The organism is Vibrio sp. AK197, from assembly GCF_053903115.1.
In genome coordinates this window covers 2,394,576-2,417,605 of the sequence record NZ_CP096430.1, presented here as the reverse complement: position 1 = coordinate 2,417,605, position 23,030 = coordinate 2,394,576, and the positions used below count along the sequence as shown (strand labels likewise).

The 23,030-nt window shown below is 45.2% G+C and carries 22 protein-coding genes; 18 read left to right on the top strand and 4 right to left on the bottom strand.

Annotated elements, in window-relative coordinates; genetic code table 11:
* The first annotated feature begins 234 nt into the window (after positions 1-234).
* The 12 genes from M1D72_RS18280 to M1D72_RS18225 all read left to right on the top strand — a co-directional run bounded on the left by M1D72_RS18280 (position 235) and on the right by M1D72_RS18225 (position 11,619).
* Positions 235-1,575, top strand: a complete 1,341-nt coding sequence (locus M1D72_RS18280; protein WP_390188895.1) for a Na(+)-translocating NADH-quinone reductase subunit A — start codon at positions 235-237, stop codon at positions 1,573-1,575.
* Between the two features lie 4 nt (positions 1,576-1,579).
* Positions 1,580-2,824 carry an NADH:ubiquinone reductase (Na(+)-transporting) subunit B gene (locus M1D72_RS18275; RefSeq protein ID WP_390188896.1) on the top strand — a complete coding sequence of 415 codons (1,245 nt, stop codon included), beginning with the start codon at positions 1,580-1,582 and terminating at the stop codon, positions 2,822-2,824.
* Entirely contained in the window at positions 2,814-3,599 is a 786-nt protein-coding gene (locus M1D72_RS18270) for a Na(+)-translocating NADH-quinone reductase subunit C (RefSeq protein WP_456296112.1), read from the top strand. The genes M1D72_RS18275 and M1D72_RS18270 overlap by 11 nt, the downstream gene beginning before the upstream one ends.
* Complete coding sequence (locus M1D72_RS18265; RefSeq protein WP_390188898.1) at positions 3,599-4,231, top strand: NADH:ubiquinone reductase (Na(+)-transporting) subunit D; 633 nt, start codon at positions 3,599-3,601, stop codon at positions 4,229-4,231. The genes M1D72_RS18270 and M1D72_RS18265 overlap by 1 nt, the downstream gene beginning before the upstream one ends.
* Before the next feature lie 8 nt (positions 4,232-4,239).
* Complete coding sequence (gene nqrE / locus M1D72_RS18260) at positions 4,240-4,836, top strand: NADH:ubiquinone reductase (Na(+)-transporting) subunit E (protein WP_390188899.1); 597 nt, start codon at positions 4,240-4,242, stop codon at positions 4,834-4,836.
* 33 nt (positions 4,837-4,869) lie between these two features.
* A complete protein-coding gene (gene nqrF, locus M1D72_RS18255; protein WP_390188900.1) occupies positions 4,870-6,093 on the top strand; it encodes an NADH:ubiquinone reductase (Na(+)-transporting) subunit F in 1,224 nt (407 codons plus the stop codon).
* Positions 6,094-6,231: 138 nt separating this feature from the next.
* Positions 6,232-7,236 carry an FAD:protein FMN transferase gene (locus tag M1D72_RS18250; protein ID WP_456296111.1) on the top strand — a complete coding sequence of 335 codons (1,005 nt, stop codon included), beginning with the start codon at positions 6,232-6,234 and terminating at the stop codon, positions 7,234-7,236.
* 24 nt (positions 7,237-7,260) lie between these two features.
* Positions 7,261-7,494 (top strand): (Na+)-NQR maturation NqrM, encoded by a 234-nt coding sequence (gene nqrM, locus M1D72_RS18245; RefSeq protein ID WP_390188902.1) that lies wholly within the window; start codon positions 7,261-7,263, stop codon positions 7,492-7,494.
* A 196-nt stretch (positions 7,495-7,690) separates the two neighbouring features.
* Complete coding sequence (dinB, locus tag M1D72_RS18240; protein WP_456296110.1) at positions 7,691-8,728, top strand: DNA polymerase IV; 1,038 nt, start codon at positions 7,691-7,693, stop codon at positions 8,726-8,728.
* Positions 8,725-9,216 carry a transcription elongation factor gene (locus tag M1D72_RS18235; protein WP_456296109.1) on the top strand — a complete coding sequence of 164 codons (492 nt, stop codon included), beginning with the start codon at positions 8,725-8,727 and terminating at the stop codon, positions 9,214-9,216. Before dinB ends, M1D72_RS18235 begins: the two co-directional genes overlap by 4 nt.
* Positions 9,217-9,302: 86 nt before the next feature.
* Positions 9,303-10,049 carry a YggN family protein gene (locus tag M1D72_RS18230; RefSeq protein WP_456297428.1) on the top strand — a complete coding sequence of 249 codons (747 nt, stop codon included), beginning with the start codon at positions 9,303-9,305 and terminating at the stop codon, positions 10,047-10,049.
* 208 nt (positions 10,050-10,257) lie between these two features.
* A complete protein-coding gene (locus M1D72_RS18225; RefSeq protein ID WP_456296108.1) occupies positions 10,258-11,619 on the top strand; it encodes a sodium-dependent transporter in 1,362 nt (453 codons plus the stop codon).
* Positions 11,620-11,665: 46 nt separating this feature from the next.
* Here the strand turns inward: M1D72_RS18225 and M1D72_RS18220 are convergent, their stop codons facing one another.
* The 4 genes from M1D72_RS18220 to M1D72_RS18205 all read right to left on the bottom strand — a co-directional run bounded on the left by M1D72_RS18220 (position 11,666) and on the right by M1D72_RS18205 (position 15,765).
* On the bottom strand, positions 11,666-12,760 hold the full coding sequence (locus M1D72_RS18220) for a succinylglutamate desuccinylase/aspartoacylase family protein (RefSeq protein WP_456296107.1): 1,095 nt from the start codon (positions 12,758-12,760) through the stop codon (positions 11,666-11,668).
* Positions 12,720-13,625 (bottom strand): 30S ribosomal protein S6--L-glutamate ligase, encoded by a 906-nt coding sequence (gene rimK / locus M1D72_RS18215; RefSeq protein ID WP_456296106.1) that lies wholly within the window; start codon positions 13,623-13,625, stop codon positions 12,720-12,722. The genes M1D72_RS18220 and rimK overlap by 41 nt, the downstream gene beginning before the upstream one ends.
* On the bottom strand, positions 13,622-14,065 hold the full coding sequence (locus tag M1D72_RS18210) for an ATP-dependent zinc protease family protein (RefSeq protein ID WP_390188907.1): 444 nt from the start codon (positions 14,063-14,065) through the stop codon (positions 13,622-13,624). The genes rimK and M1D72_RS18210 overlap by 4 nt, the downstream gene beginning before the upstream one ends.
* Before the next feature lie 227 nt (positions 14,066-14,292).
* Entirely contained in the window at positions 14,293-15,765 is a 1,473-nt protein-coding gene (locus M1D72_RS18205; RefSeq protein WP_456296105.1) for an aminoacyl-histidine dipeptidase, read from the bottom strand.
* A gap of 1,009 nt (positions 15,766-16,774) precedes the next feature.
* On the opposite strand from M1D72_RS18205, the gene M1D72_RS18200 reads away from it, so the two are divergent.
* The 6 genes from M1D72_RS18200 to M1D72_RS18175 all read left to right on the top strand — a co-directional run bounded on the left by M1D72_RS18200 (position 16,775) and on the right by M1D72_RS18175 (position 22,970).
* The gene (locus tag M1D72_RS18200; protein ID WP_390188909.1) at positions 16,775-18,064 is read left to right on the top strand and encodes an NCS2 family permease; all 1,290 of its coding nucleotides are present in this window, start codon (positions 16,775-16,777) and stop codon (positions 18,062-18,064) included.
* 60 nt (positions 18,065-18,124) lie between these two features.
* Positions 18,125-18,589 carry a xanthine phosphoribosyltransferase gene (gene gpt / locus M1D72_RS18195; RefSeq protein WP_390188910.1) on the top strand — a complete coding sequence of 155 codons (465 nt, stop codon included), beginning with the start codon at positions 18,125-18,127 and terminating at the stop codon, positions 18,587-18,589.
* A gap of 103 nt (positions 18,590-18,692) precedes the next feature.
* Positions 18,693-19,940, top strand: coding sequence for an esterase FrsA (gene frsA, locus M1D72_RS18190; protein ID WP_456296104.1), 1,248 nt, complete (start codon positions 18,693-18,695; stop codon positions 19,938-19,940).
* 102 nt (positions 19,941-20,042) lie between these two features.
* Positions 20,043-20,432: a sigma factor-binding protein Crl gene (gene crl, locus M1D72_RS18185; RefSeq protein WP_390188912.1), complete on the top strand. Its 390-nt coding sequence runs from the start codon at positions 20,043-20,045 to the stop codon at positions 20,430-20,432.
* A 133-nt stretch (positions 20,433-20,565) separates the two neighbouring features.
* Positions 20,566-21,699 (top strand): glutamate 5-kinase, encoded by a 1,134-nt coding sequence (proB, locus tag M1D72_RS18180; protein ID WP_390188914.1) that lies wholly within the window; start codon positions 20,566-20,568, stop codon positions 21,697-21,699.
* Between the two features lie 20 nt (positions 21,700-21,719).
* A complete protein-coding gene (locus tag M1D72_RS18175; RefSeq protein WP_456296103.1) occupies positions 21,720-22,970 on the top strand; it encodes a glutamate-5-semialdehyde dehydrogenase in 1,251 nt (416 codons plus the stop codon).
* Positions 22,971-23,030: the final 60 nt, after the last annotated feature.

Sequence of the window (23,030 nt, the reverse complement as noted above, 5' to 3'; positions counted from 1 at the left end):
AACACGTAACTTCCGAAATATAACCACTATTCCGTATAATGGTCATGGCATCAACTTCCGAAAAAATGCTACACTATCGCACCTGATAAATCTCGCTAAAATTTAGTGACGAGGTTTTTACTAGGATGTTGCGATTTTGGTGTTTTTAAACAACAGCAAAACCGGACACTCATGTCGTGTCTTAAAGTTACGCAATTAAAAAATCTTTTTCCCGATAAAGTAGTGCAAGTGCGTATGATTACAATAAAGAAGGGATTGGATCTTCCTATCGCAGGAACTCCTTCCCAGGTGATTAATGATGGTAAAACCATCAAAAAAGTCGCCTTGCTTGGCGAAGAGTACGTTGGCATGCGTCCTACGATGCATGTTCGCGTAGGAGACGAAGTAAAAAAAGCTCAAATTCTTTTTGAAGATAAAAAGAACCCAGGAGTGAAGTTTACTTCGCCAGCGAATGGTAAAGTGATCGAAGTTAACCGTGGTGCGAAGCGTGTACTCCAATCTGTAGTGATTGAAGTGAACGGCGACGAACAGGTAACTTTTGATAAGTTTGAAGCTAATCAACTAGCCGGTCTTGACCGCGAAGTAGTGAAAACTCAGCTAATTGAATCTGGCCTTTGGACCGCTTTACGTACTCGACCGTTCAGCAAGGTTCCAGCAATCGATTCTACAACTCAAGCAATCTTCGTAACGGCGATTGACACCAATCCTCTGGCGGCAAACCCGGAAGTGGTGATCAATGAGCAAGCCGATGCTTTCATTGCGGGTTTAGATATTCTTTCTGCTTTAACCAGTGGCAAGGTTTACGTTTGTAAATCAGGCTCCAGCCTGCCACGCTCAAGCCAATCAAATGTAGAAGAGCATGTATTTAATGGCCCTCACCCAGCAGGTCTTGCGGGTACGCACATGCACTTTCTCTATCCGGTAAACATGGACAATGTTGCCTGGAGCATTAACTATCAAGACGTTATTGCTTTCGGTAAGTTGTTCACGACAGGTGAGCTTTATACTGACCGCGTCGTTTCTCTTGCTGGCCCTGTTGTGAACAATCCGCGTCTCGTACGTACCACGATTGGTGCGAGCCTTGATGAGTTGACGGACAACGAGCTTATGCAAGGTGAAGTCCGTGTGATTTCTGGCTCTGTTTTGACCGGAACTCATGCGACGGGTCCTCATGCCTACCTTGGTCGTTATCATCAACAAGTGTCTGTGTTGCGTGAAGGTCGTGATAAAGAACTGCTTGGCTGGGCGATGCCTGGTAAAAACAGATTCTCTGTTACTCGCGCATTCTTAGGTCACTTGTTCAAAGGGCAGTTGTTTAACATGACAACCTCTACCAATGGTAGTGATCGTTCTATGGTGCCAATTGGTAACTATGAACGCGTTATGCCTCTTGATATCGAGCCAACATTGCTGCTTCGTGATCTATGTGCTGGCGATTCAGACAGCGCACAACGTTTAGGTGTTCTAGAGCTAGACGAAGATGATGTAGCACTATGTACCTTTGTATGTCCAGGCAAATACGAATATGGCTCATTGCTACGTGAGTGCTTGGATACCATCGAGAAGGAAGGGTAATTTCATGGGCCTTAAGAAGTTTCTTGAAGATGTCGAGCATCATTTTGAGCCAGGCGGCAAACATGAAAAATGGTTTGCATTGTATGAAGCCGTTGCGACCGTTTTATACACGCCGGGTCTAGTGACGAAAAAAAGCTCACACGTACGTGATAGCGTTGATTTAAAACGTATCATGATTATGGTTTGGTTCGCGGTCTTCCCTGCGATGTTCTGGGGGATGTACAACTCCGGCGGCCAAGCAATTGCAGCACTCGTACATATGTACTCGGGCACGGAGCTGACCTCTGTTATCGAGGGTAACTGGCATTACTGGCTAACTGAAGCCATCGGCGGGACGATTTCCGCAGATGCGGGTTGGGGCAGTAAAATGTTACTGGGCGCGACTTACTTCTTACCTATCTACGCAACGGTATTCATCGTTGGTGGTTTTTGGGAAGTGCTGTTCTGTATGGTGCGCAAGCACGAAGTTAACGAAGGTTTCTTTGTCACTTCCATTCTTTTTGCGTTGATCGTTCCACCAACATTGCCGCTTTGGCAAGCCGCTTTAGGTATTACGTTTGGTGTTGTAGTTGCGAAAGAAATTTTTGGTGGTACGGGACGTAACTTCCTTAACCCTGCACTAGCGGGTCGTGCTTTCCTATTCTTTGCTTACCCAGCTCAAATCTCTGGCGATGTTGTTTGGACAGCAGCGGATGGTTTCTCGGGTGCAACGGCATTGAGCCAATGGGCTCAAGGTGGTAACGGCGCATTAGTTAACACAGTAACAGGTTCGCCAATTTCTTGGATGGATGCCTTTATTGGTAACATTCCTGGCTCGATTGGTGAAGTTTCAACGTTAGCGTTACTTATTGGCGCCGCACTGATTGTTTACATGGGCATTGCGTCTTGGCGCATTATTGCTGGTGTAATGATCGGTATGATTGCAGTATCAACCCTGTTTAATCTCATCGGTTCTGATACTAACCCAATGTTTAATATGCCTTGGCACTGGCACCTAGTTCTAGGTGGCTTCGCATTTGGTATGTTCTTTATGGCAACTGATCCTGTATCGGCTTCATTTACCAATAGTGGTAAATGGTGGTACGGCATTTTGATCGGCGGCATGTGTGTCATGATTCGTGTCGTGAACCCGGCTTACCCAGAAGGGATGATGCTGGCGATTCTATTCTCGAACCTATTTGCACCATTGTTCGACCACATTGTCGTTGAGAAGAACATCAAACGGAGACTATCACGCTATGGCAAGTAATAACGATAGCATTAAAAAGACGCTGTTTGTTGTTATCGCTTTGAGCCTTGTGTGCTCAATTATCGTGTCAACAGCGGCGGTCGGTCTGCGTAGTAAGCAAGTCACTAACGCAGCGCTGGATAAGCAATCAAAAATTCTGCAAGTGTCTGGTGTCGATATGACGCAAGATTCTATCCCAGAATTGTATGATCAATACATTGAACCTAAGCTTGTTGATTTCTCAACAGGCAAATTGGTCGATGAAACGGCGGATGGCGTTGCCGCGTCTGATTACGATCAGCGTAAAGCAGCCAACAATCCAAGCCAGTCTACTCGCTTAGATCCAGAAAATGACCCGGCGAAAATCATTCACCGTGCGAACTACGGTTTGGTTTACCTTGTGAAGCAAGGCGATGACGTCGAGCGTTTAATTCTACCAATCCATGGTAATGGTTTGTGGTCTATGATGTATGCATTTGTCGCTGTTGAAACCGACGGCAACACAGTGGATGGCATCATTTACTACGAGCAAGGTGAAACTCCGGGACTTGGTGGTGAAGTTGAGAATCCGAAATGGCGCGCTCAATTTGAGGGCAAAAAGCTGTTTGACGAAAACAATCAACCCGCAATCAAAGTGGTTAAAGGTGGCGCTCCGGCAGGCTCAGAGCACGGTGTAGATGCACTTTCTGGTGCCACACTGACAAGTAACGGCGTACAGCACCAATTTGATTTTTGGTTAGGCGACCTTGGCTACGGCCCATTCCTAGCTCAAGTTCGTGACGGAGGTCTGAACTAATGTCTAGTGCACAAAATGTGAAAAAGAGCATTTTAGCGCCAGTATTGGATAACAACCCAATCGCGCTACAGGTTCTTGGTGTATGTTCTGCGCTTGCAGTAACAACAAAATTAGAGACAGCATTCGTTATGACCCTAGCGGTAACTTTTGTTACTGCATTGTCTAACTTCTTTGTTTCCACTATCCGTAACCACATTCCAAGCAGCGTACGTATCATCGTTCAGATGGCGATTATCGCGTCACTGGTTATCGTGGTAGACCAGGTACTGAAAGCTTACTTGTACGAAATTTCAAAGCAGTTATCAGTATTCGTTGGCTTGATCATTACTAACTGTATTGTAATGGGTCGTGCTGAAGCGTTTGCGATGAAATCATCACCAGTACCGTCTCTGATTGACGGGATTGGCAATGGCTTAGGTTATGGTTTCGTTTTGATTACGGTTGGTTTTTTCCGTGAGCTGTTTGGTTCTGGCAAAATTTTCGGTATGGAGATTCTACCTCTAGTTAAAGACGGTGGTTGGTACCAACCTAACGGCTTGATGCTATTGGCGCCTTCTGCGTTCTTCCTAATTGGCTTCTTGATTTGGGTTATCCGTACCATTAAGCCTGAACAAGTAGAAGCGAAGGAGTAATAACGGTCATGGAACATTATATTAGTCTGCTCGTCAGATCGATTTTTATCGAAAACATGGCGCTCGCTTTCTTCCTAGGTATGTGTACATTCCTAGCGGTTTCTAAGAAAGTTAAAACCTCATTTGGTTTGGGTATTGCGGTTACAGTGGTATTGACTATTGCTGTGCCAGTCAACAACTTGGTCTACAACCTGATTCTTAAACCAGGTGCTATTAGCCCAGAAGTTGATTTAAGCTTCCTGAACTTTATTACCTTTATCGGTGTTATTGCGGCACTCGTACAGATTCTAGAGATGATCTTAGACCGTTTCTTCCCACCTCTGTACAACGCTCTAGGTATCTTCCTACCTTTGATCACCGTAAACTGTGCGATCTTCGGCGGTGTATCTTTCATGGTACAACGTGATTACAACTTCGGAGAATCGATCGTTTACGGCTTCGGTTCTGGTATCGGGTGGATGCTGGCGATTGTAGCGCTTGCAGGTATCCGTGAGAAAATGAAGTACTCTGATGTGCCTCCTGGTCTTCGTGGTTTAGGTATTACCTTTATCACTGCAGGTTTAATGGCGTTAGGCTTTATGTCTTTCTCTGGTGTTCAACTGTAAGTCGGGTAAACCGCAACAATAAAGGAATAGTCAATGGACATTATTCTTGGTGTAGTGATGTTTACTCTGATTGTTCTAGTGTTAGTTTTAGTGATTCTATTCGCTAAATCTAAACTAGTTCCAACAGGTGACATTACAATATCTATCAATGGCGATCCTGATAAAGCGATCGTGACTCAACCAGGCGGTAAGCTTCTAGGTGCTCTCGCGGGCGCAGGTGTTTTCGTATCGTCTGCTTGTGGTGGTGGTGGCTCTTGTGGCCAATGCCGCGTGAAAATTAAATCTGGTGGTGGTGACATTCTACCTACCGAGCTTGACCACATTACAAAAGGTGAAGCTCGAGAAGGTGAACGTCTTTCATGTCAAGTTGCCATGAAAACGGACATGGAAATCGAATTGCCAGAAGAGATCTTCGGTGTTAAGAAGTGGGAATGTGAAGTTATCTCGAACGATAACAAAGCAACCTTCATTAAAGAGCTTAAGCTACAAATTCCTGATGGTGAATCAGTACCGTTCCGTGCGGGTGGTTACATTCAGATTGAAGCGCCAGCTCACCATATTAAATATGCCGATTACGACGTTCCGGAAAAATTCCGTGAAGACTGGGATAAGTTCAACTTGTTCCGTTATGAGTCTAAAGTCGATGAAGATATCATCCGTGCGTATTCAATGGCGAACTACCCTGAAGAGTTTGGCATCATCATGCTTAACGTGCGTATCGCTACGCCGCCGCCAAACAATCCAGATGTACCGCCAGGTCAAATGTCATCGTACATTTGGTCTTTGAAACCAGGTGATAAATGTACTATTTCTGGCCCATTTGGTGAGTTCTTCGCCAAAGATACCGATGCCGAAATGGTCTTCATTGGTGGTGGTGCAGGTATGGCGCCAATGCGTTCTCATATCTTCGACCAGCTTAAGCGCTTGAAGTCAAAACGTAAGATGTCTTTCTGGTATGGTGCTCGTTCTAAGCGTGAAATGTTCTATGTGGAAGATTTCGATATGCTTCAAAATGAGAACGATAACTTCCAATGGTTCTGTGCTCTTTCTGATCCGCTACCGGAAGATAATTGGGATGGCTACACAGGCTTTATCCACAATGTATTGTATGAAAACTATCTCAAGGACCATGAAGCGCCTGAAGATTGTGAGTACTACATGTGTGGTCCACCGATGATGAACGCAGCGGTTATCGGCATGCTAAAAGATCTCGGTGTAGAAGATGAAAACATTCTACTGGATGACTTTGGTGGTTAATTCAGCAAAGTGATAAAAACCATGGCTGGCTCATTGGGCCAGCCATATTTTTTTAGCCTGTATAGCGATAGCGATAGCGATTTGCCCGAAAGAATGGCTATCGCTATACATGTTTCAATTTTAATCGGAGTCAAACAAGTGAAAAAATGGCTTGTTGCAATTGCTTCTGTGCTTATTCTCATGGGCTGTGAAAAAGCTCCAGAACAAGTCCATCTCAGCGGCCCTACCATGGGTACAACCTACAACGTAAAATATCTCACTGCTGAAGGTACACCTTCTTCGAAAGACTTACATCAAGGCATTGACCGGTTACTTGAACAAGTGAACGATCAAATGTCGACCTACCGAGAAGACTCAGAACTCAGCCGTTTTAATCAATATCAAGGTACGGAAGCATTTGATGTCTCCGAGCAAACCGCAACGGTTGTCAAAGAAGCGATTCGCCTCAACGAACTGACATTAGGTAAACTTGATGTTACGGTTGGGCCGTTAGTCAATTTATGGGGGTTTGGCCCTGAAGCTCGTCGCGATGTAGTGCCCACAGAGCAGGAACTGGCAGAGCGTAAAGCCAATATTGGTATCAATCACTTGCACGTTAACGGGAACAAATTAGTTAAAGATTTGCCTCACTTATATGTGGACTTGTCAACGATAGCGAAAGGCTGGGGCGTTGACGTTGTAGCCAACTACATTGAGTCGCAAGGTATTCATAACTATATGGTCGAAGTTGGCGGGGAAATTCGCTTGAAAGGCATTAACAAAGAAAGTGTGCCTTGGCGTATCGCTATAGAAAAACCATCCGTTGACGAGCGCAGTATCCAAGAGATTATTGAGCCGGGTGACATGGCGATTGCGACTTCTGGGGATTACCGTAACTACTTTGAGCGAGATGGTATTCGTTACTCGCATATTATTGACCCGGATACAGGGTACCCAATCAGTCACAAAGTCGTGTCAGTGACGGTATTGGATAAATCATGCATGACGGCAGATGGCTTAGCCACAGGGTTGATGGTTCTCGGTGAGGTGAAAGGTATTGAGGTGGCTAATCAGCACAATATCCCCGTGTTTATGATTGTAAAAACCGATGATGGCTTCCAAGAGATTGCCTCAGAAGCATACAAGCCATATATTAAAAAGTAACAGAGCAAGAGAAGAGCGTGTCGTATGAATACATTTCTAATCACCTTTGGCATTTTTGTCGCAGTGATCGCCGCGATGGCTGTTGGTTATATCTTTCAGCGAAAAGTGGTTAAAGGGAGCTGTGGTGGACTTGGCGCGGTAGGCATTGAAAAAGTATGTAATTGCCCTGAACCCTGTGACGCTCGCAAGAAGCGAGAGGCTCGTGAAGCGGCGAGGGCTGAAAAGCTTGCTGCATGGGAAAAAGATCGTATCGCTTAAACATTAAGATGCGATAACGAAAAGCTCGAACATCAGTTCGAGCTTTTTTGTGCGAGTCTGTCTGAATTTTCGACCTTGACGCGAATAATAGCAGCGAAAGCTACCACTTCGAGTGTGGATTGTTTATACTGTTTTTTTATACAGCTTAACTGTGCTCGTGAACTCAAACGTCATTCGTAAACTCATACATATTGATATGGACTGTTTTTATGCGGCCGTAGAGATGCGCGACTTTCCCCAATATCGGGATGTTGCGCTTGCGGTTGGTGGTAGCGAAAAACAGCGAGGTGTCATCAGTACCTGCAATTATAAAGCGCGCGAATTTGGTGTGCGCAGTGCCATGCCGACATCTCGAGCATTACAGCTGTGTCCAAACCTTGTTGTCATTCCCGGAAGAATGTCAGTCTATAAAAGCGTATCCGCGCATATTCAACAGATTTTTTCACGTTACACTCATTTAATAGAACCGCTATCTTTAGATGAAGCTTACCTTGATGTTACTGATTGCAAACAACACCATGGTTCAGCGACCTTAATTGCTGAAGCGATACGGCAAGATATTTGGCGTGAGTTACAGCTGACGGCTTCTGCTGGTGTCGCACCGATTAAGTTTTTAGCCAAAGTCGCTTCTGATATTAATAAGCCGAATGGTTTGTGTGTGATCCCGCCTGAGCAAGTGCAATCTGTCGTTGATAAACTGCCGCTTGAAAAAATCCCAGGGGTTGGCAAGGTGAGTCTTGAAAAGCTTCACCAAGCCGGTTTTTATTACTGCGAAGATATTAAAAACACGGATTATATCGAGTTACTGCGCCGGTTTGGCCGCTTAGGTGAGTCACTGTGGAAGCGCAGTCATGGCATTGATTTACGCCAAGTGGTAGTGGAACGTGAGCGAAAATCGGTGGGGGTTGAGCGAACGTTTAGCCAAAATATTCAATCTTATGAGCAATGTTGGCAGGTGATTGAAACGCAGCTTTATCCAGAGCTTTTTTCACGCCTTCAACGCGCTTATGGCGATCGTGATATTATTAAACAAGGGATTAAGGTCAAGTTTGCCGATTTTCAACTTACCACCATTGAGCACGGTCATACTCAGCTTGAGCTTGAAGACTTTAAGAGTTTATTGCGCGAGATACTTAAACGGCAAAAAGGACGAGAAATTCGATTACTTGGATTAAATGTTATGCTAAAACCTCAAGAACATAGTCGCCAACTGAGCTTTTTTGATACCCAATGATGAGCGAAGCGATCCGCAAAGCGGAGGTTATTGATAAGATTCAACAGATGCTCACTGCCAACCATCGAGTCGCTCTCGAATCGGTTCGTAGTGCGATTGATGCGGCGACCAATGAACAGACTGTGCCTGAGCATAAGTACGATACCTTAGCGCTTGAAGCGTCTTACCTTGCCCACGGACAAGCGAAGCGCTTACAAGAGTGTGAACAAGATATTCAAGCATTTAAGTCGCAGTCAGAGGTTCGTAACCCAACGAAAGTCATGGTGGGTTGTCTGATTCGCCTGCTGGATGAATCTGGTATTGGACGCTGGGTGTTTTTTGCACCGAGTGCGGGTGGAATGAAAATACGTTTTGGTGACGACGAAGTGACGTTAGTCACTATTCAATCACCACTTGGCGCCGTATTGAAGGGCCGAAATGTCGGTGATGAAGTGATTTACGACGTTGAAGGTCGTCAATATTGTTATGAAATAGACCAAATAGATTGACGCTAGGCTAACTTAGTTTGTCTCAACTTTGCTAAGGTGTGCACAACTAGGAACAACACTAACTCTTATTTTTGGGGTTTGAAATGATGAAAAAAGTGACGGTTTTTGCTGCTCTACTTATGGTCAGTAGCCAAACGTGGGCTGCTCAATGTAAAGTGGATTTGAAAAATGAAGTTCACCTCACGGGTGAACAGTTAGAAATCCACCAGAAAAATGGCGATACCGCCATCGTTGACGCGCATGATAATCTGATCATCCATGGCGAGACGATCCCACTTGATAACGACCAGCGTGCCGCGATTAGCGATTATCGTGATGAGCTGAATGAGTATGTCCCGAAAGTAAAACAATTTGCAGATGATGGGTTGGAGTTCGTCAATAATCTGATAGATGATGTGGCTGAGAGTATTGACGCGCCAAATGCGTTCGATAACGTCAAAGCATCAATGCAAAGTTTTTGGCAAGATATCGAATCTCGTTATTACAAAGACGGGGACCTCATTCTGCCTGCCGATACCTTCAGCACAATGAAACGCGATTGGAGTGCGGATTTTGCGAATGCGCGAGAGATCTTCAATCAAGAGTTTATCACTAGCGCGTTTTCTGCCATGTCAGAAAAAATGCAAAAAGATGGCGGTCTGAATCTCACTGAATTGACGGATAATATGGCGGAGTTGAAAGCGCGCATCGAAAAACGCATTCAGGAACGTGGCAAGGAATTGAAACAGCAGGGTGATGACTTCTGTGACTCACTTGATGACATCGCGGATAAAGAGCAATCACTGCATGAGAAAATCCCAGAGCTTAAAGGTTATCCGGTGTTTACGATTTAATTTGTCGTGTGGATGACGATAGGAAAGAGCGCTTTAGGGCGCTCTTTTTGTATCTAACCGGCAATTACTAGATAAAAATGATAGTTGAATAGCAATTCGTGAACACAAATGACTGGTTTCTGCGCAAGTTGCCATATTTTGATTGGGTTTTAAACGTTACATAGTGTAATATTGTACTAGTTAACTAGTTTATTGTCGTGTGAGTTGTATGGCATCTGAAACAAATTCGAACCGTGAGCACTTTGGCTCACGCCTTGGTTTTATTCTAGCGGCGGCGGGCGCAGCTGTCGGTCTTGGTAATATTTGGGGATTCCCAACCCAAGCTGCCAGCAATGGCGGTGGCGCGTTCTTGCTGGTCTATCTGGTTATGATTTTGATTGTTGCATTCCCGATGCTGGTCGTGGAGATGGCGATTGGACGTTATGGCCAAGCTAATCCTGTTGATAGCATGAAGTCATTAACCAGCAACCCAGCAGCGAAAAAGCTGGGTGGTGTAGTCGGCTGGATTGGGCTTAGCGTACCGAGCGCCGTGTTAGCATTTTACAGTATTGTCGGTGGATGGCTGATTTGCTTTTTACTCGGCGCTATCTCTAGCTTACTCGGTTTAGAGCAGGCCACAGAATGGTTTAAAGGGTTTAGTGTTGAGCGAAACTTATTTGGCGCGATTGTTTTTTATGCATTTACGATCTTGATCGTTCAGGGCGGAGTGAAAAAGGGCATCGAAAAATGGTCAACACGCTTAATGCCTGCGTTGTTCGTACTGTTCGCGCTGCTGTTTGTGTATATCATTACTCAGCAAGGCGCGATGGAAGGGCTAAAGCATTATTTACTACCTGATTTTTCGAAAATATGGGACCGCAAGTTAATTCTTGCCGCGATGGGCCAAGGTTTTTTCTCTTTGACGATTGGCGGGTGCTCGATGCTGATTTATGGCTCTTACCTCAGCAAAAAAGAGAATCTACCTAAAATGGCGATGAACGTCACTTTAGTCGATACGGCGGTTGCCTTTATCGCTGGGCTTGTTGTGATGCCAGCAATGTTTGTTGCGATGCAAAAAGGCGTGCAAATTTATGCCGAAGATGGTTCGCTGCTCAGCTCTGATACTCTCGTCTTTACCGTTTTACCCTTAATGTTTGACAGTCTTGGCTGGTGGGGAGAGCTGTTTTCCGTCATCTTCTTCTTGCTATTAACGATTGCCGCGTTGACGTCAAGTATCTCGATGCTTGAATGCCCGGTAGCATTAGTGAGCGAACGTTTCGATACCAAACGAAGCACGACGAGTTGGGTGCTTGGAGGATTGATTGCGCTATTTAGCATTGCGATTATCTTTAATTTTGCTCAGCTATTTGGTCTGGTTGCGACTGTCGCAACCCAATATTTACAGCCAACTGCGGCATTACTGTTTTGTGTTTTTGGCGGTTGGGTATGGAATCGTCAAGCCAAGATTAAAGAGTTAGAGCAAGGCTGTGCGGAGTTCTCACTAGGTTGGTTTGGAAAAGTGTGGCCAAGTTACGTGAAGTTTGTTTGTCCTCTGCTGGTGGTTACGGTGATTTGGGCGTCATTTGGTTGATGAACACACGATAACTGAAAGCCCGCATTGTGCGGGCTTTTTCGTTTTAAGCGGATGGCGCTGTTATTTGACCGGTGGTTAAAGGTTCAACATCAATATCCGAGATTTCATCGATATAGTCTCCAACCATCTGCTCGACCTCTTCATAGTCTTCTTTGAAGTAGGCGAGGTGAAACACGGCGTCGCCTTCATTGACGAGGGGCAGTGTTTGTTGGCCAATCACAATCCCGCCTTTTCGAGCTTTTAAAGCGATCTCTCCGTGACCTAGTGGCGAGCTAATGTAAGCCAGCACTTGGTTTCTCACCACGCGGTCACCTAAGTTCACCATTGTACGTAAAATTCCGTCACTTTCCGCGCGAAGCCATGAGGTTGACTTAGCAATCACCGAGGTTGGCACCTTCTTGCGGCTTTGTCTCAGCATACCGATGGCTTGCATGACTCGTTTAACGCCAATAAACCCGGCATTGATACAAAAAGGCTCAAAGCGTAGAGCTTCTCCTGCTTCATAAGTCAGAACCGGAATTTTGTGTGTTTCTGCCTCACTGCGCAGTGAACCTTCACGAAGTGGTGAGTCGATGATTACTGGCGTTGCAAAGGCTTGTGCAATTCGTAATGTTTCTGGATTGCTTAAATTGGCGCGAATCTGTGGCAGGTTAGTACGGTGAATCGCGCCCGTATGTAAGTCGATAATATAGTCACACATTGACGCCACTTGCGAGAAAAAGGTGTGCGCCATACGAGAAGCGACGGAGCCATTTTCACTGCCAGGAAAGCATCGGTTGAGATCCCGTCTATCTGGGAGGTAGCGTGATTTATGGATAAACCCAAAGACATTAACAATAGGCACAGCAATCAGTGTGCCTTTAAGTTTTTTGGGGTCAATGGTATTGATTAACTGGCGAACAATCTCGACACCGTTTAGCTCGTCACCGTGAATGGCGGCATTGACCATCAACACTGGCCCTTGATGGACACCATTAATAATTTCAATCGGTATGGACAGCGGTGAGTGGGTATAGAGCTTCGCTGCTTCCATTTGAATCGCTTTACGCTCTCCTGGTAACACGTCTTCTCCTAGGAAAGAAAAGCTGCGATTCGGTTTAGCCCTTACCGCGGGTTTTGGTGTTTTTACTGGCTGCATTCTTTTCAATAAACTCCACAATCAGACCGGCAATATCTTTACCGGTGGCAAGTTCGATACCTTCAAGGCCAGGTGAGGAGTTCACTTCCATCACCAAAGGGCCGCGAGCGGAGCGTAATAAGTCAACGCCCGCCACATTTAGGCCCATGATTTTTGCCGCAGCGACTGCAGTGCGACGTTCCTCTGGTGTAATTCGAACGAGGGAAGCCGAACCGCCTCGGTGCAAGTTTGAGCGAAATTCCCCTTCAGCACCTTGACGCTTCATCGCTGCAATTACACGGTCACCAATAACAAAGCAACGAATATCCGCGCCATTGGCTTCTTTAATATACTCTTGAACCATGATGTTTGCTTTTAAACCCATAAAAGCTTCGATCACGCTCTCAGCAGCTTTGCGTGTTTCGGCTAAAACAACACCGATACCTTGGGTGCCTTCAAGCAGTTTGATTACGACAGGGGCTCCACCAACCATGTTCAGTAGATCTTTGACGTCATCCGGCTTACTGGCAAAACCGGTAATCGGCATGCCGATGCCTTTACGAGATAACAGTTGCATTGAGCGTAACTTATCTCGTGAGCGGGTAATCGCCACAGATTCATTCACAGGGTAGGTGCCCATCATTTCAAATTGACGTAGCACCGCTGTACCATAAAAAGTTACCGAAGCGCCAATACGAGGAATGACGGCATCAAAGTCAGACAATTGTTCACCTTTATAGTGAATCTCTGGCTTTTCGGAATTGATATTCATATAACAACGCAACGCGTCGACCACTTTAACCTCATGGCCTCGGTTTTTACTTGCTTCAATCAAACGTTTGGTCGAATAAAGATTCGCGTTGCGAGATAGAATAGCAATTTTCATGATTGGGGCTCCTCAAAGGGAATTAAATACGATTCAATAGGGTCAACAATGATGCGACCGTGCATGGCGGTTCGGCCTAGTAGCATTCGAAACGCCATATTCTCTCGGTTAGTCAGGGTGATTTCAGCGTCCCACGCCTGTGGCCCGAGTTTTAGTGTGGTTTTAATGACGTAACGGATTTCTTCATGACCGCCAGAATCACGCACACTTCGTTGATCGATCACCTCGGCTTCACATACTTTTTCAAACTCAATATCATGTTGCCTGGGATGAATCCAAAAGCGCACCCACAATTGACCGTTTTTATCGAATGTTTCAATTTTGAACGCGTGCAAGCAAGAGGTTCTCGCACCTGTATCAATCTTGGCTTTGATTTTTTGAATCCCAAGTGTCGGTAAGCTGAAGTTTTCGCGCCAGCCAACAAGCATCTTATTTTTCATTGTAATCACAAAATTAAGTATGGGTATTTGATATCCAAGGATAGGATATCCTGATGGTTGTGCTCGATTTTTCTGGGAATGAGCGGTGGTCTGAAGTGCCAGAGTTGGCGCAATCTAGCAGCATGAGGGAAGAGAGGCTAACGATAAATTTTGTTCTTAATGACAAAAATTATTTATCGATAAAAACAAAAAAAGCCAGTATGACTACTGGCTTTTTTGACTGAGGTTTAGGCTTTCTCAGGAATGTTTTCAAGGATGGCGACCATTTGTTCCCAAAACAGAGCGACGCTGCTGATCTCCACTTTTTCATCAGGTGAATGCGGGAACTTAATGGTTGGGCCAAACGAGACCATATCCATATTCGGATAAGGTTTCTTAAACAGCCCACACTCTAGGCCTGCGTGGATCACCATAATGTTGGGTTTATGACCGTAGATCCCTTCATACATGTCACGGAAAATATGCATGATTTCGGAGTCTGGGTCTGGCTTCCAACCTGGATAGGCACCAGAGAAAGCAATGCTTGCGCCTGCTAAGTCGGCAACAGAACTCAAAATGCCTTCTACTTGGTCACGGCCAGAGTCGATCAGAGAGCGAACCAGACATAAGACTTTTACGGCATTTTCTTCTGTACTGATAACACCGACATTCAGTGACGTTTCAACCACGCCTTCGATATCATCACTCATACGAATCACGCCGTTAGGACAAGCGTTGAGTGCGGCGATAAAACGTTGCTGAGATGGCGACGAAAACACAGGCTCTTGGCTGGCGACTGCTTCATTAAAAGACACAAGGTTGGTTTCAATTGCCGCCAGTTCAGTTTTCACCAGTTCAGTGTAGCTTTCAAATACACTGTTAAGCTGCTCAAGATTCTTTGCGGGTAGCGCGACGGTGGCAAAAGCTTCTCGAGGGATCGCGTTTCGCAAAGTACCACCACGGAATTCAACAAGGCGAAGGTCGAGCGCTTTCGCGTGCTGAGCAAGAAAACGAGCCATCAGTTTGTTGGCATTCGCGCGGCCGGTGTGGATATCAACACCAGAGTGACCACCTTTCAGGCCTTTAATCACCAGCTTACGAGTTTCGAATTGCTCTGGTTTGGCTTCACGCTCGATAGGGAAGGTGATTTCGCCATCAACGCCGCCAGCGCAGCCCATGTAGACTTCGCCTTCTTGTTCGGAATCGGTATTCAGAAGAATCTCTCCTTCTAACCAGCCGGCTTCAAGTCCAAATGCGCCAGACATGCCTGCTTCTTCATCGACAGTGAGTAGAACCTCAAGCGGGCCATGTTTGATGTCATTTGAGGCCAAAACGGCGAGGCAAGAAGCCATGCCCATGCCATTATCCGCGCCGAGAGTTGTTCCCTGAGCAGTTACCCACTCGCCATCAATATAAGGTTGAATAGGATCTGTCGTGAAGTCGTGGATCGTGTCTTCATTTTTTTGCGGCACCATATCAATGTGTGCTTGTAAGACGACGGCTTTCTTATGCTCCATACCGGCTGTGGCTGGTTTTTTTATAATCACATTGCCTGTTGGATCGCGACGTACACTTAAGTCTTGTTGGGTAGCCCAGTCAACTATGTAGCTTGCTAGGGCCTCTTCATGTTTGGAAGGGTGAGGAATAGAACAGATCTTATCAAAAAACTGCCAAATTGGAGTGGGTGATAAGTTGCTGATTTCAGAATGGAACTCAGACACAAGTGACTCCTTTATTGTCAAAAAGCCAGAGAAAATAGGGGTTGAAGTGGTCCCAGTAAAACTCGATACCACAACAATAGGCTGGCCAAAAATGATGGGCTAAGCATATCACTAGTTCCTAGAGTAGAGTAGTCATCCCATCTGTAGACGAAGGAATTTAGTAGAGCTTGCGTTCAGTCTTTTTCCCTACTTGCGGTTAAACAAAACGTGATGCTGATAATGATTTTGTAATTAAATTACGAAAATTGGCAGCTAAAGCTAATTTTGTGTGATTTAAGTCACTTTGTGTATTGTAATAAAATTTCTTAGTGGTATATTTATAACCAGCTTCTCGTAAAAGAGAGTAAAAACGCTCAAAGGATGAGTCCGATTTATCGCCTCCAAGGAACTGAGACATCTGTTTAACATGTTTTAATAGAGAAGGTGATAGTTATGAAAGGTTTACCAAGTGCAGTGTTCTGGATTAATCGTTCCGTTTATACCGGTAATTTTGCATACCCAACGAGTTTTGGTTACTGAAACCTGACCAAAGCCGTTAATTGAGCAGTTTGTTCACCCCTATAATTGGAATTTTTTTACAGCCTTACCAAGCTGACATAATTCTGCCGCCACTCAAATTGAGTGGCGTTTTTTTATCCTGCCGATTGCGTTTTACTCTCCTTTGACCATTTTGAATGTGCGTTTGTTTTGCACCTAAAACTTAATTTTTATGACTTTAATAGCATAATTAGAGCTTGGTTTTTCTCTCATTCTTACTAATTAGTTTGGTGGGGTGGTGAAAAATTAAACAGTATGGTAGGTGTTAATATTTGTACTTATCTTGTTGTTTTATTTTTACTAATTTAAAAATATTCGCTCGCTGACGCATTCATTTAATGGCGATTTCTACGAAAAATGGGTTAGAGCTTTAATTCTATCTGGAATTTAGAATTTGATAACTTTATAATCGCCGCCAATCGATTACGCAACCGTTTTACTCTCTCTTTACAGGATTTATAGGATTTAAATCATGCTTGAAAAGCTATTTAAACTCAGTGAACACAGCACGAATGTGAAAACTGAGGTCATTGCAGGTATTACTACCTTCCTGACAATGGCGTACATTATCTTTGTTAACCCGGCGATTTTATCAGCCACGGGGATGGATCAAGGCGCAGTATTTGTTGCGACTTGTTTGGCCGCTGCAATTGGCTGTTTTATTATGGGTGTTGTTGCTAACTACCCCATTGCTCAAGCTCCAGGTATGGGGCTAAATGCCTTCTTTACCTACTCAGTTGTACTCGGTATGGGCTACACATGGCAAGTCGCTTTGGCGGCGGTTTTTGTGTCAGGCGTGCTGTTTATTCTTTTGAGCTTGTTTAAGATTCGCGAGTGGATCATCAACTCAATTCCGATGTCTCTGCGTACCGGTATCTCTGCAGGTATTGGTTTATTCCTTGCCTTTATCGCACTACAAAATGCACAAATCGTAGTGGATAACCCAGCCACGTTAGTTTCTGTCGGTGACTTTACATCTGTCCCTGTGATTCTAGCGGCTGTCGGTTTCTTCCTTACTATCGGACTTGTGTACCGCGGTGTCAGTGGCGCGGTTATGATTGCGATTCTAATTACCTCTATTCTCGGAATGATTTTTGGTGATGTTGAATGGCATGGCGTGGTGTCTATGCCACCAAGTATTGCTCCGACTTTCCTTCAGCTTGATTTCTCTGCGGTATTTGAAGTTGGCATGATTTCAGTCATTTTCGCCTTCTTATTCGTGGATTTATTTGATACAGCGGGCACGCTGGTTGGTGTCGCGCAAAAAGCCGATCTGATTGGTAAAGATGGCAAAATCCCTCGCTTGAATAAGGCACTGCTTGCTGACTCAACCGCGACGTCAGTCGGTGCGTTATTGGGGACGTCAAACACCACCTCATTCGTAGAAAGTACGGCAGGTGTTGCCGCAGGTGGACGTACGGGCTTAACGGCGGTTGTTGTTGGCGTAATGTTCCTTCTCGCACTGTTTTTCTCACCATTAGCTGGTATGATCCCCGCATATGCAACCGCAGGCGCGTTATTTTACGTTGCGATCTTGATGCTTTCAGGCCTGGTCAACATTGACTGGCGTGATCTGACAGAATCGGCTCCTGTTGTGGTTACTTGCTTGCTAATGCCGCTGACTTATTCCATTGCTGAAGGTATCGTTCTTGGCTTTATCTCTTATACTGCTATTAAAGTATTGAGTGGTAAAGGCCGTGAAATCTCACTTAGCGTTTGGGTGATGTCAGCTGTTTTCGTCGCGAAACTGATTTTCGCGTAAACGCTCGACGGGCCTGGACACAGTTTTCAGGCCCTAAATGTATTTAATTAGGTTACTTCAATGAGCAACAAATTCGTTATTACTTGGGACAATATGCAGACTTACTGTCGTCAGCTAGCTGAAAAACAAATGCCAGCTGAACAGTGGAAAGGAATTCTTGGTGTAAGTCGTGGTGGTTTGGTTCCTGCTGCTATTTTGGCGCGTGAACTGGGCATTCGATATGTCGATACTGTGTGTATTTCAAGTTACGATCATGATCATCAACGTGATATGAGCGTACTTAAAGCACCGGACCACGATGGTGAAGGTTTCTTAGTCGTAGATGACCTAGTTGATAGTGGTGATACAGCCCGTAAAATTCGCGAAATGTATCCAAAAGCGAAATTTGTTACTGTTTGCGCCAAACCTGCAGGCCGTGAGCTGGTTGACGAATACATTGTCGATATTGCTCAAGATACATGGATTGAACAACCGTGGGATATGGTTGTTCAGTTTGCTGAGCCAATCAACCGTAAGCGTAAATAAGCAATCTTGCTTTTTCAAAAGCTTAGTTTTTTAAAAATGACCCTTTCATGGGTCATTTTTTTTATTAGTATAAACACTTCGGTCCATCTTCTAAGGCGATACTATGTCAGAACCCACCAGTAAGAATCTTTCCGAAACCTTGTTTGCGAAACACAAACAAGCGAAGGAAACATCGGCACTGACCCAATACATGCCAAGTAGCCTTGCGGTACTTGAGCAAAAACAGCAGCAAGAAGGTCGCAAATGGTACCGTAATCTACGAAGATTGCAGTGGGCCTGGCAGGGAATTGATCCCATAGAACAAGAAGCGGTACTGGCAAAAATTGCCTCTTCAACGCATTCACGTACCAATGATGAACTGCTTGATACTGTTATGGGCTATCACGGTGGAAACTGGGCTTACGAGTGGACACGCCTTGGCATGCAGCATCAAAAGCAGGCTGATGAGTTAGACGGTGAGGCGGCAGCCGATGAGCTGTTTCGCGCGTCTTTGTGTTTTAGCATTGCCGGTTACCCGCACCTGAAAAATGATAATCTCGCTCTGCAAGCACAAACCTTAGCCAATAATGCATATCAACAGGCCGCTAAGCATACGCGCTACGTCATTAAACCTATAGAGATTCCGTACAAAAATAAAACCATTACTGCCAATTTGCATCTGGCGAATACCGATAAGCCCAAACCCGTGGTTATTGTCAGTGCGGGTCTCGACAGTTTACAAACCGATATGTGGCGGCTGTTTCGTGATCACTTGGCTGAACGTGATATTGCGATGTTAACGGTTGATATGCCGGCACTTGGGCATAGTAGCCAATGGCCGCTGTCTGAAGATACCTCTTGTTTGCACCAAGCGGTGCTCAATGAACTGCCTAAATTGCCCTGGGTTGATCACCATCGTGTCGGCCTAATCGGTTTTCGGTTTGGTGGCAATGCGATGGTGCGCTTATCATTCTTAGAGCAAGAGAAGATTAAAGCGTGTGTCTCAATGGGTGCGCCGATTCACGATATCTTCTCATCGCCGACAAAAATGAAGCTCATGAGTAAGATGTATCTAGATATTTTGGCCAATCGCTTAAATAAAAATGGGGTAGATATTGATAGTCTTGCTGGACAGTTGGTTGCTTGGTCACTGAAAGTACAGGGATTTCTTTCTGGTCGAAGAACGAAAGTGCCGATTTTATCTTTGAGCTTGGAAGGGGATCCGGTGTCACCGTTCTCTGATAATAAGCTGGTGGCACTGTTCAGTCACCATGGTCAAGCGAAGAAAATCAGTTCTCAAACAATTACAAAAGGATATGAGCAATCCCTCGATTTAGCCATAAAATGGTTAGAAGACGAGCTATTTAGATGACAAACCTCCTAAATTAGTTAACAGTGATGTATACGGAATAATAATAAATTCCTGATAAATAATAATAATTGTCATTCTTAACATTTGAAATGGAGAGTCAATATGTCAGAAGTGACCAAGTTACCAACACATTACCGTTTGCTATCCACACTCCGCGCGGTAGGGCCCTATTTGCGAGAGGTGCAGTGTCGCGATGGCTTCTATCTATTTGATTGTCTATCGGTGTGTGTCGATGAAAAGAAATCACCAGAGGAGCGTGAGTTCTGGGGGTGGTGGTTAGAACTTGAACAAAACCAGCATCACTGCGTGGCTAAATACCATATCGGTTTATATAACGATGTAGGCGATTGGGTTCCATGTGAGATTTCTGCTGCGGCCTTGAAAGAGGTCAAACGTACGCAAGAAGCATTTCATACCAAGTTAACCGATACATTAAGCGACAAGTTTGAAATGACAGTAGAACTTCACAGCGATTCCTGCGAATTTGTGTAAATAACCGCTCGTATTTTTTCCTTATTACTAAAAAGGTGCATTTATGCACCTTTTCTTCTTGTTTATTTCCAATTGGATTGATAAAACATCAGCTCTCACCCATCTATTTTTCTCAGTGTAGTTATAAACCAACATGAATAAAAAAAGCGGAAAAGACTCCCAATCACAAACCGTGGTTGTGAAGTTAGGAACCAGTGTTTTAACCGGTGGGACATTGGCACTTAATAAAGCTCATATGGTTGAGCTTGCGCGCCAATGCGCTGTGTTAAAAAAATTAGGCCACTCAGTGGTTTTGGTCTCATCAGGCGCTATTGCCGCAGGCCGTGAACACTTAGGTTACCCCGCACTGCCCAACTCCGTCGCCAGCAAACAATTGTTGGCGGCAGTTGGGCAAAGCCAACTTATTCAAGTTTGGGAGTCACTGTTTGCGATTTACGGAATCAAAATTGGTCAAATGCTGTTAACTCGAGCCGACCTTGAAGACCGTGAGCGCTTTTTAAATGCGCGTGACAGCGTTAATGCATTGGTCGACAACGGTATTATTCCTGTCGTTAACGAAAATGATGCCGTTGCAACCAATGAAATCAAGGTTGGTGACAACGATAACTTGTCCGCACTAGTGGGGATTTTGTGTGGCGCAGATAAACTCTTGTTATTGACCGATCAAAAAGGTTTGTTCACCGCTGATCCTCGAAAAGACCCAAACGCAGAGCTGATTAAAGAGGTCAAAACCATTGATGATACCTTGCGTGAAATTGCAGGTGGCAGTGGCACCAACCTCGGTACTGGCGGCATGGCGACCAAACTGCAAGCTGCGGATATCGCGCGTCGAGCTGGAATCGAAGTGATGATTGCTGCAGGCAGTGCGCCGAATGTCATCATCGATGCATTGAGTGATAAGCCCAATGGCACAAAATTCTTGCCATGTACAGAGTCACTAGAAAATCGTAAACGTTGGATTCTCGCTGGTCCATCGGCCTCGGGCGATATTTTAATTGATACCGGAGCGGTTAAGGCGGTTGTGGCTAAGGGCAGTAGCTTATTGGCAAAAGGTGTGTTTGAAACCCGAGGTTCGTTTGGTCGCGGTGAAGTTGTTCGAGTCTGTGATGGCGAAGGGCATTTAATCGCTCGGGGTATTTCGGCGTACTCAAGCCAAGATTTAAGTAAAATCATCGGCAAACACAGCAAGGATATTTCGACGATCTTAGGTTATGACTATGGTTCAGAAGTCATTCACCGTGATGATTTGGTCGTGATTCAAGAATAATCGAAATAAGGGAACGTATCGTGGATTTAATCAACATGGGCAAAGCCGCAAAACAAGCGGCGTTCGCTCTGGCAACGGCCTCAACACAACAAAAGAATCTAGCATTGGCGATCATTGCTGATGAACTGCAAGCCAATTCAGAGCAGATTTTAGCGGCCAACAGTAAAGATATTGAACTTGGCCGTGAAGCCGGGTTGAGTGAGGCATTGCTTGATCGCTTGCTACTCAACACAGAGCGTCTGAACGCTATCGCCAGCGATGTGCGCAACGTCATCAGCTTGAATGATCCGGTCGGCAGTGAAATAGACCATAAAGTGCTTGAAAACGGGATGTCATTAGCTCGCCGTCGAGTCCCACTTGGGGTCGTTGGCGTGATATATGAAGCTCGCCCGAATGTCACGATTGATATTGCTGCTCTGTGCTTAAAAACTGGGAATGCCAGTATCTTACGAGGCGGTAAAGAGACATTCTATTCCAATATGGAGTTGGTGAGTGTGATTCAAACCGCGTTAGCCAAAGCCAAGCTACCAGCAGCATGTGTACAATACATTGAAAAACCTGATCGTGAATTGGTCTCTCAGCTACTGACGCTCGACCAATACGTTGACATGATTATTCCTCGTGGCGGCGCTGGTCTTCACAAAATGTGTAAAGAAAAAAGTACGATTCCTGTGATCATCGGTGGTTTTGGTATCAGTCATATTTTTGTTGACCAAAGCGCAGACTTAGCCAAATCTCTTGATGTCGTCGATAACGCTAAAACTCAGCGCCCTTCTGCATGTAATGCGCTCGATTCGTTGTTGGTTCATCGCCAAGTGGCTGAGCAATTTTTGCCGCAACTGGTGGCGCGACTGCAAGATCGCGTAACGTTTGTGGCTGATAGCTCTGCTCAAGCTCTAATTACTGGTGCGAAGCAATGGCGTGAGGCGCAAGCCGGTGACTTTGATACCGAATGGCTGAGTTACACCTTAGGAGTGAAAGTCGTCGAGGATTTGGACCAAGCCATTGAACACATGCGAGTGCATAACGCGAGCCATTCTGACGCGATTATGACCAACGATCTTAATAGCGCTGAGCGCTTTATTAACTCGGTGGATTCTGCCGCGGTTTATGTCAATGCGTCGACGCGTTTTACCGATGGCGCACAATTCGGTCTTGGCGCAGAAGTGGCTGTTTCCACTCAAAAACTGCATGCTCGAGGGCCGATGGGATTGGAGGAGCTCACCAGTTATAAGTGGGTGGGCAAAGCGGATTACTTGTCGCGCAGTTAACAAAATCATTTCATCAGTGAGCAAAAAAGGGGCGGAATGCCCCTTTTTCTTTTCTTCGCA

What these genes read in the sequence shown, in the direction of transcription:
- M1D72_RS18265 (WP_390188898.1), top strand. Translation starts at nt 3,599, where the DNA reads ATGTCTAGTGCACAAAATGTGAAAAAGAGCATTTTAGCGCCAGTATTG.
- M1D72_RS18280 (WP_390188895.1), top strand. Translation starts at nt 235, where the DNA reads ATGATTACAATAAAGAAGGGATTGGATCTTCCTATCGCAGGAACTCCT.
- crl (WP_390188912.1), top strand. Translation starts at nt 20,043, where the DNA reads ATGTCAGAAGTGACCAAGTTACCAACACATTACCGTTTGCTATCCACA.
- nqrE (WP_390188899.1), top strand. Translation starts at nt 4,240, where the DNA reads ATGGAACATTATATTAGTCTGCTCGTCAGATCGATTTTTATCGAAAAC.
- rimK (WP_456296106.1), bottom strand. Translation starts at nt 13,625, where the DNA reads ATGAAAATTGCTATTCTATCTCGCAACGCGAATCTTTATTCGACCAAA.
- M1D72_RS18230 (WP_456297428.1), top strand. Translation starts at nt 9,303, where the DNA reads ATGAAAAAAGTGACGGTTTTTGCTGCTCTACTTATGGTCAGTAGCCAA.
- M1D72_RS18220 (WP_456296107.1), bottom strand. Translation starts at nt 12,760, where the DNA reads ATGCAGCCAGTAAAAACACCAAAACCCGCGGTAAGGGCTAAACCGAAT.
- nqrF (WP_390188900.1), top strand. Translation starts at nt 4,870, where the DNA reads ATGGACATTATTCTTGGTGTAGTGATGTTTACTCTGATTGTTCTAGTG.
- M1D72_RS18270 (WP_456296112.1), top strand. Translation starts at nt 2,814, where the DNA reads ATGGCAAGTAATAACGATAGCATTAAAAAGACGCTGTTTGTTGTTATC.
- proB (WP_390188914.1), top strand. Translation starts at nt 20,566, where the DNA reads ATGAATAAAAAAAGCGGAAAAGACTCCCAATCACAAACCGTGGTTGTG.
- nqrM (WP_390188902.1), top strand. Translation starts at nt 7,261, where the DNA reads ATGAATACATTTCTAATCACCTTTGGCATTTTTGTCGCAGTGATCGCC.
- M1D72_RS18235 (WP_456296109.1), top strand. Translation starts at nt 8,725, where the DNA reads ATGATGAGCGAAGCGATCCGCAAAGCGGAGGTTATTGATAAGATTCAA.
- M1D72_RS18275 (WP_390188896.1), top strand. Translation starts at nt 1,580, where the DNA reads ATGGGCCTTAAGAAGTTTCTTGAAGATGTCGAGCATCATTTTGAGCCA.
- gpt (WP_390188910.1), top strand. Translation starts at nt 18,125, where the DNA reads ATGAGCAACAAATTCGTTATTACTTGGGACAATATGCAGACTTACTGT.
- frsA (WP_456296104.1), top strand. Translation starts at nt 18,693, where the DNA reads ATGTCAGAACCCACCAGTAAGAATCTTTCCGAAACCTTGTTTGCGAAA.
- M1D72_RS18200 (WP_390188909.1), top strand. Translation starts at nt 16,775, where the DNA reads ATGCTTGAAAAGCTATTTAAACTCAGTGAACACAGCACGAATGTGAAA.
- M1D72_RS18210 (WP_390188907.1), bottom strand. Translation starts at nt 14,065, where the DNA reads ATGAAAAATAAGATGCTTGTTGGCTGGCGCGAAAACTTCAGCTTACCG.
- dinB (WP_456296110.1), top strand. Translation starts at nt 7,691, where the DNA reads ATGGACTGTTTTTATGCGGCCGTAGAGATGCGCGACTTTCCCCAATAT.
- M1D72_RS18225 (WP_456296108.1), top strand. Translation starts at nt 10,258, where the DNA reads ATGGCATCTGAAACAAATTCGAACCGTGAGCACTTTGGCTCACGCCTT.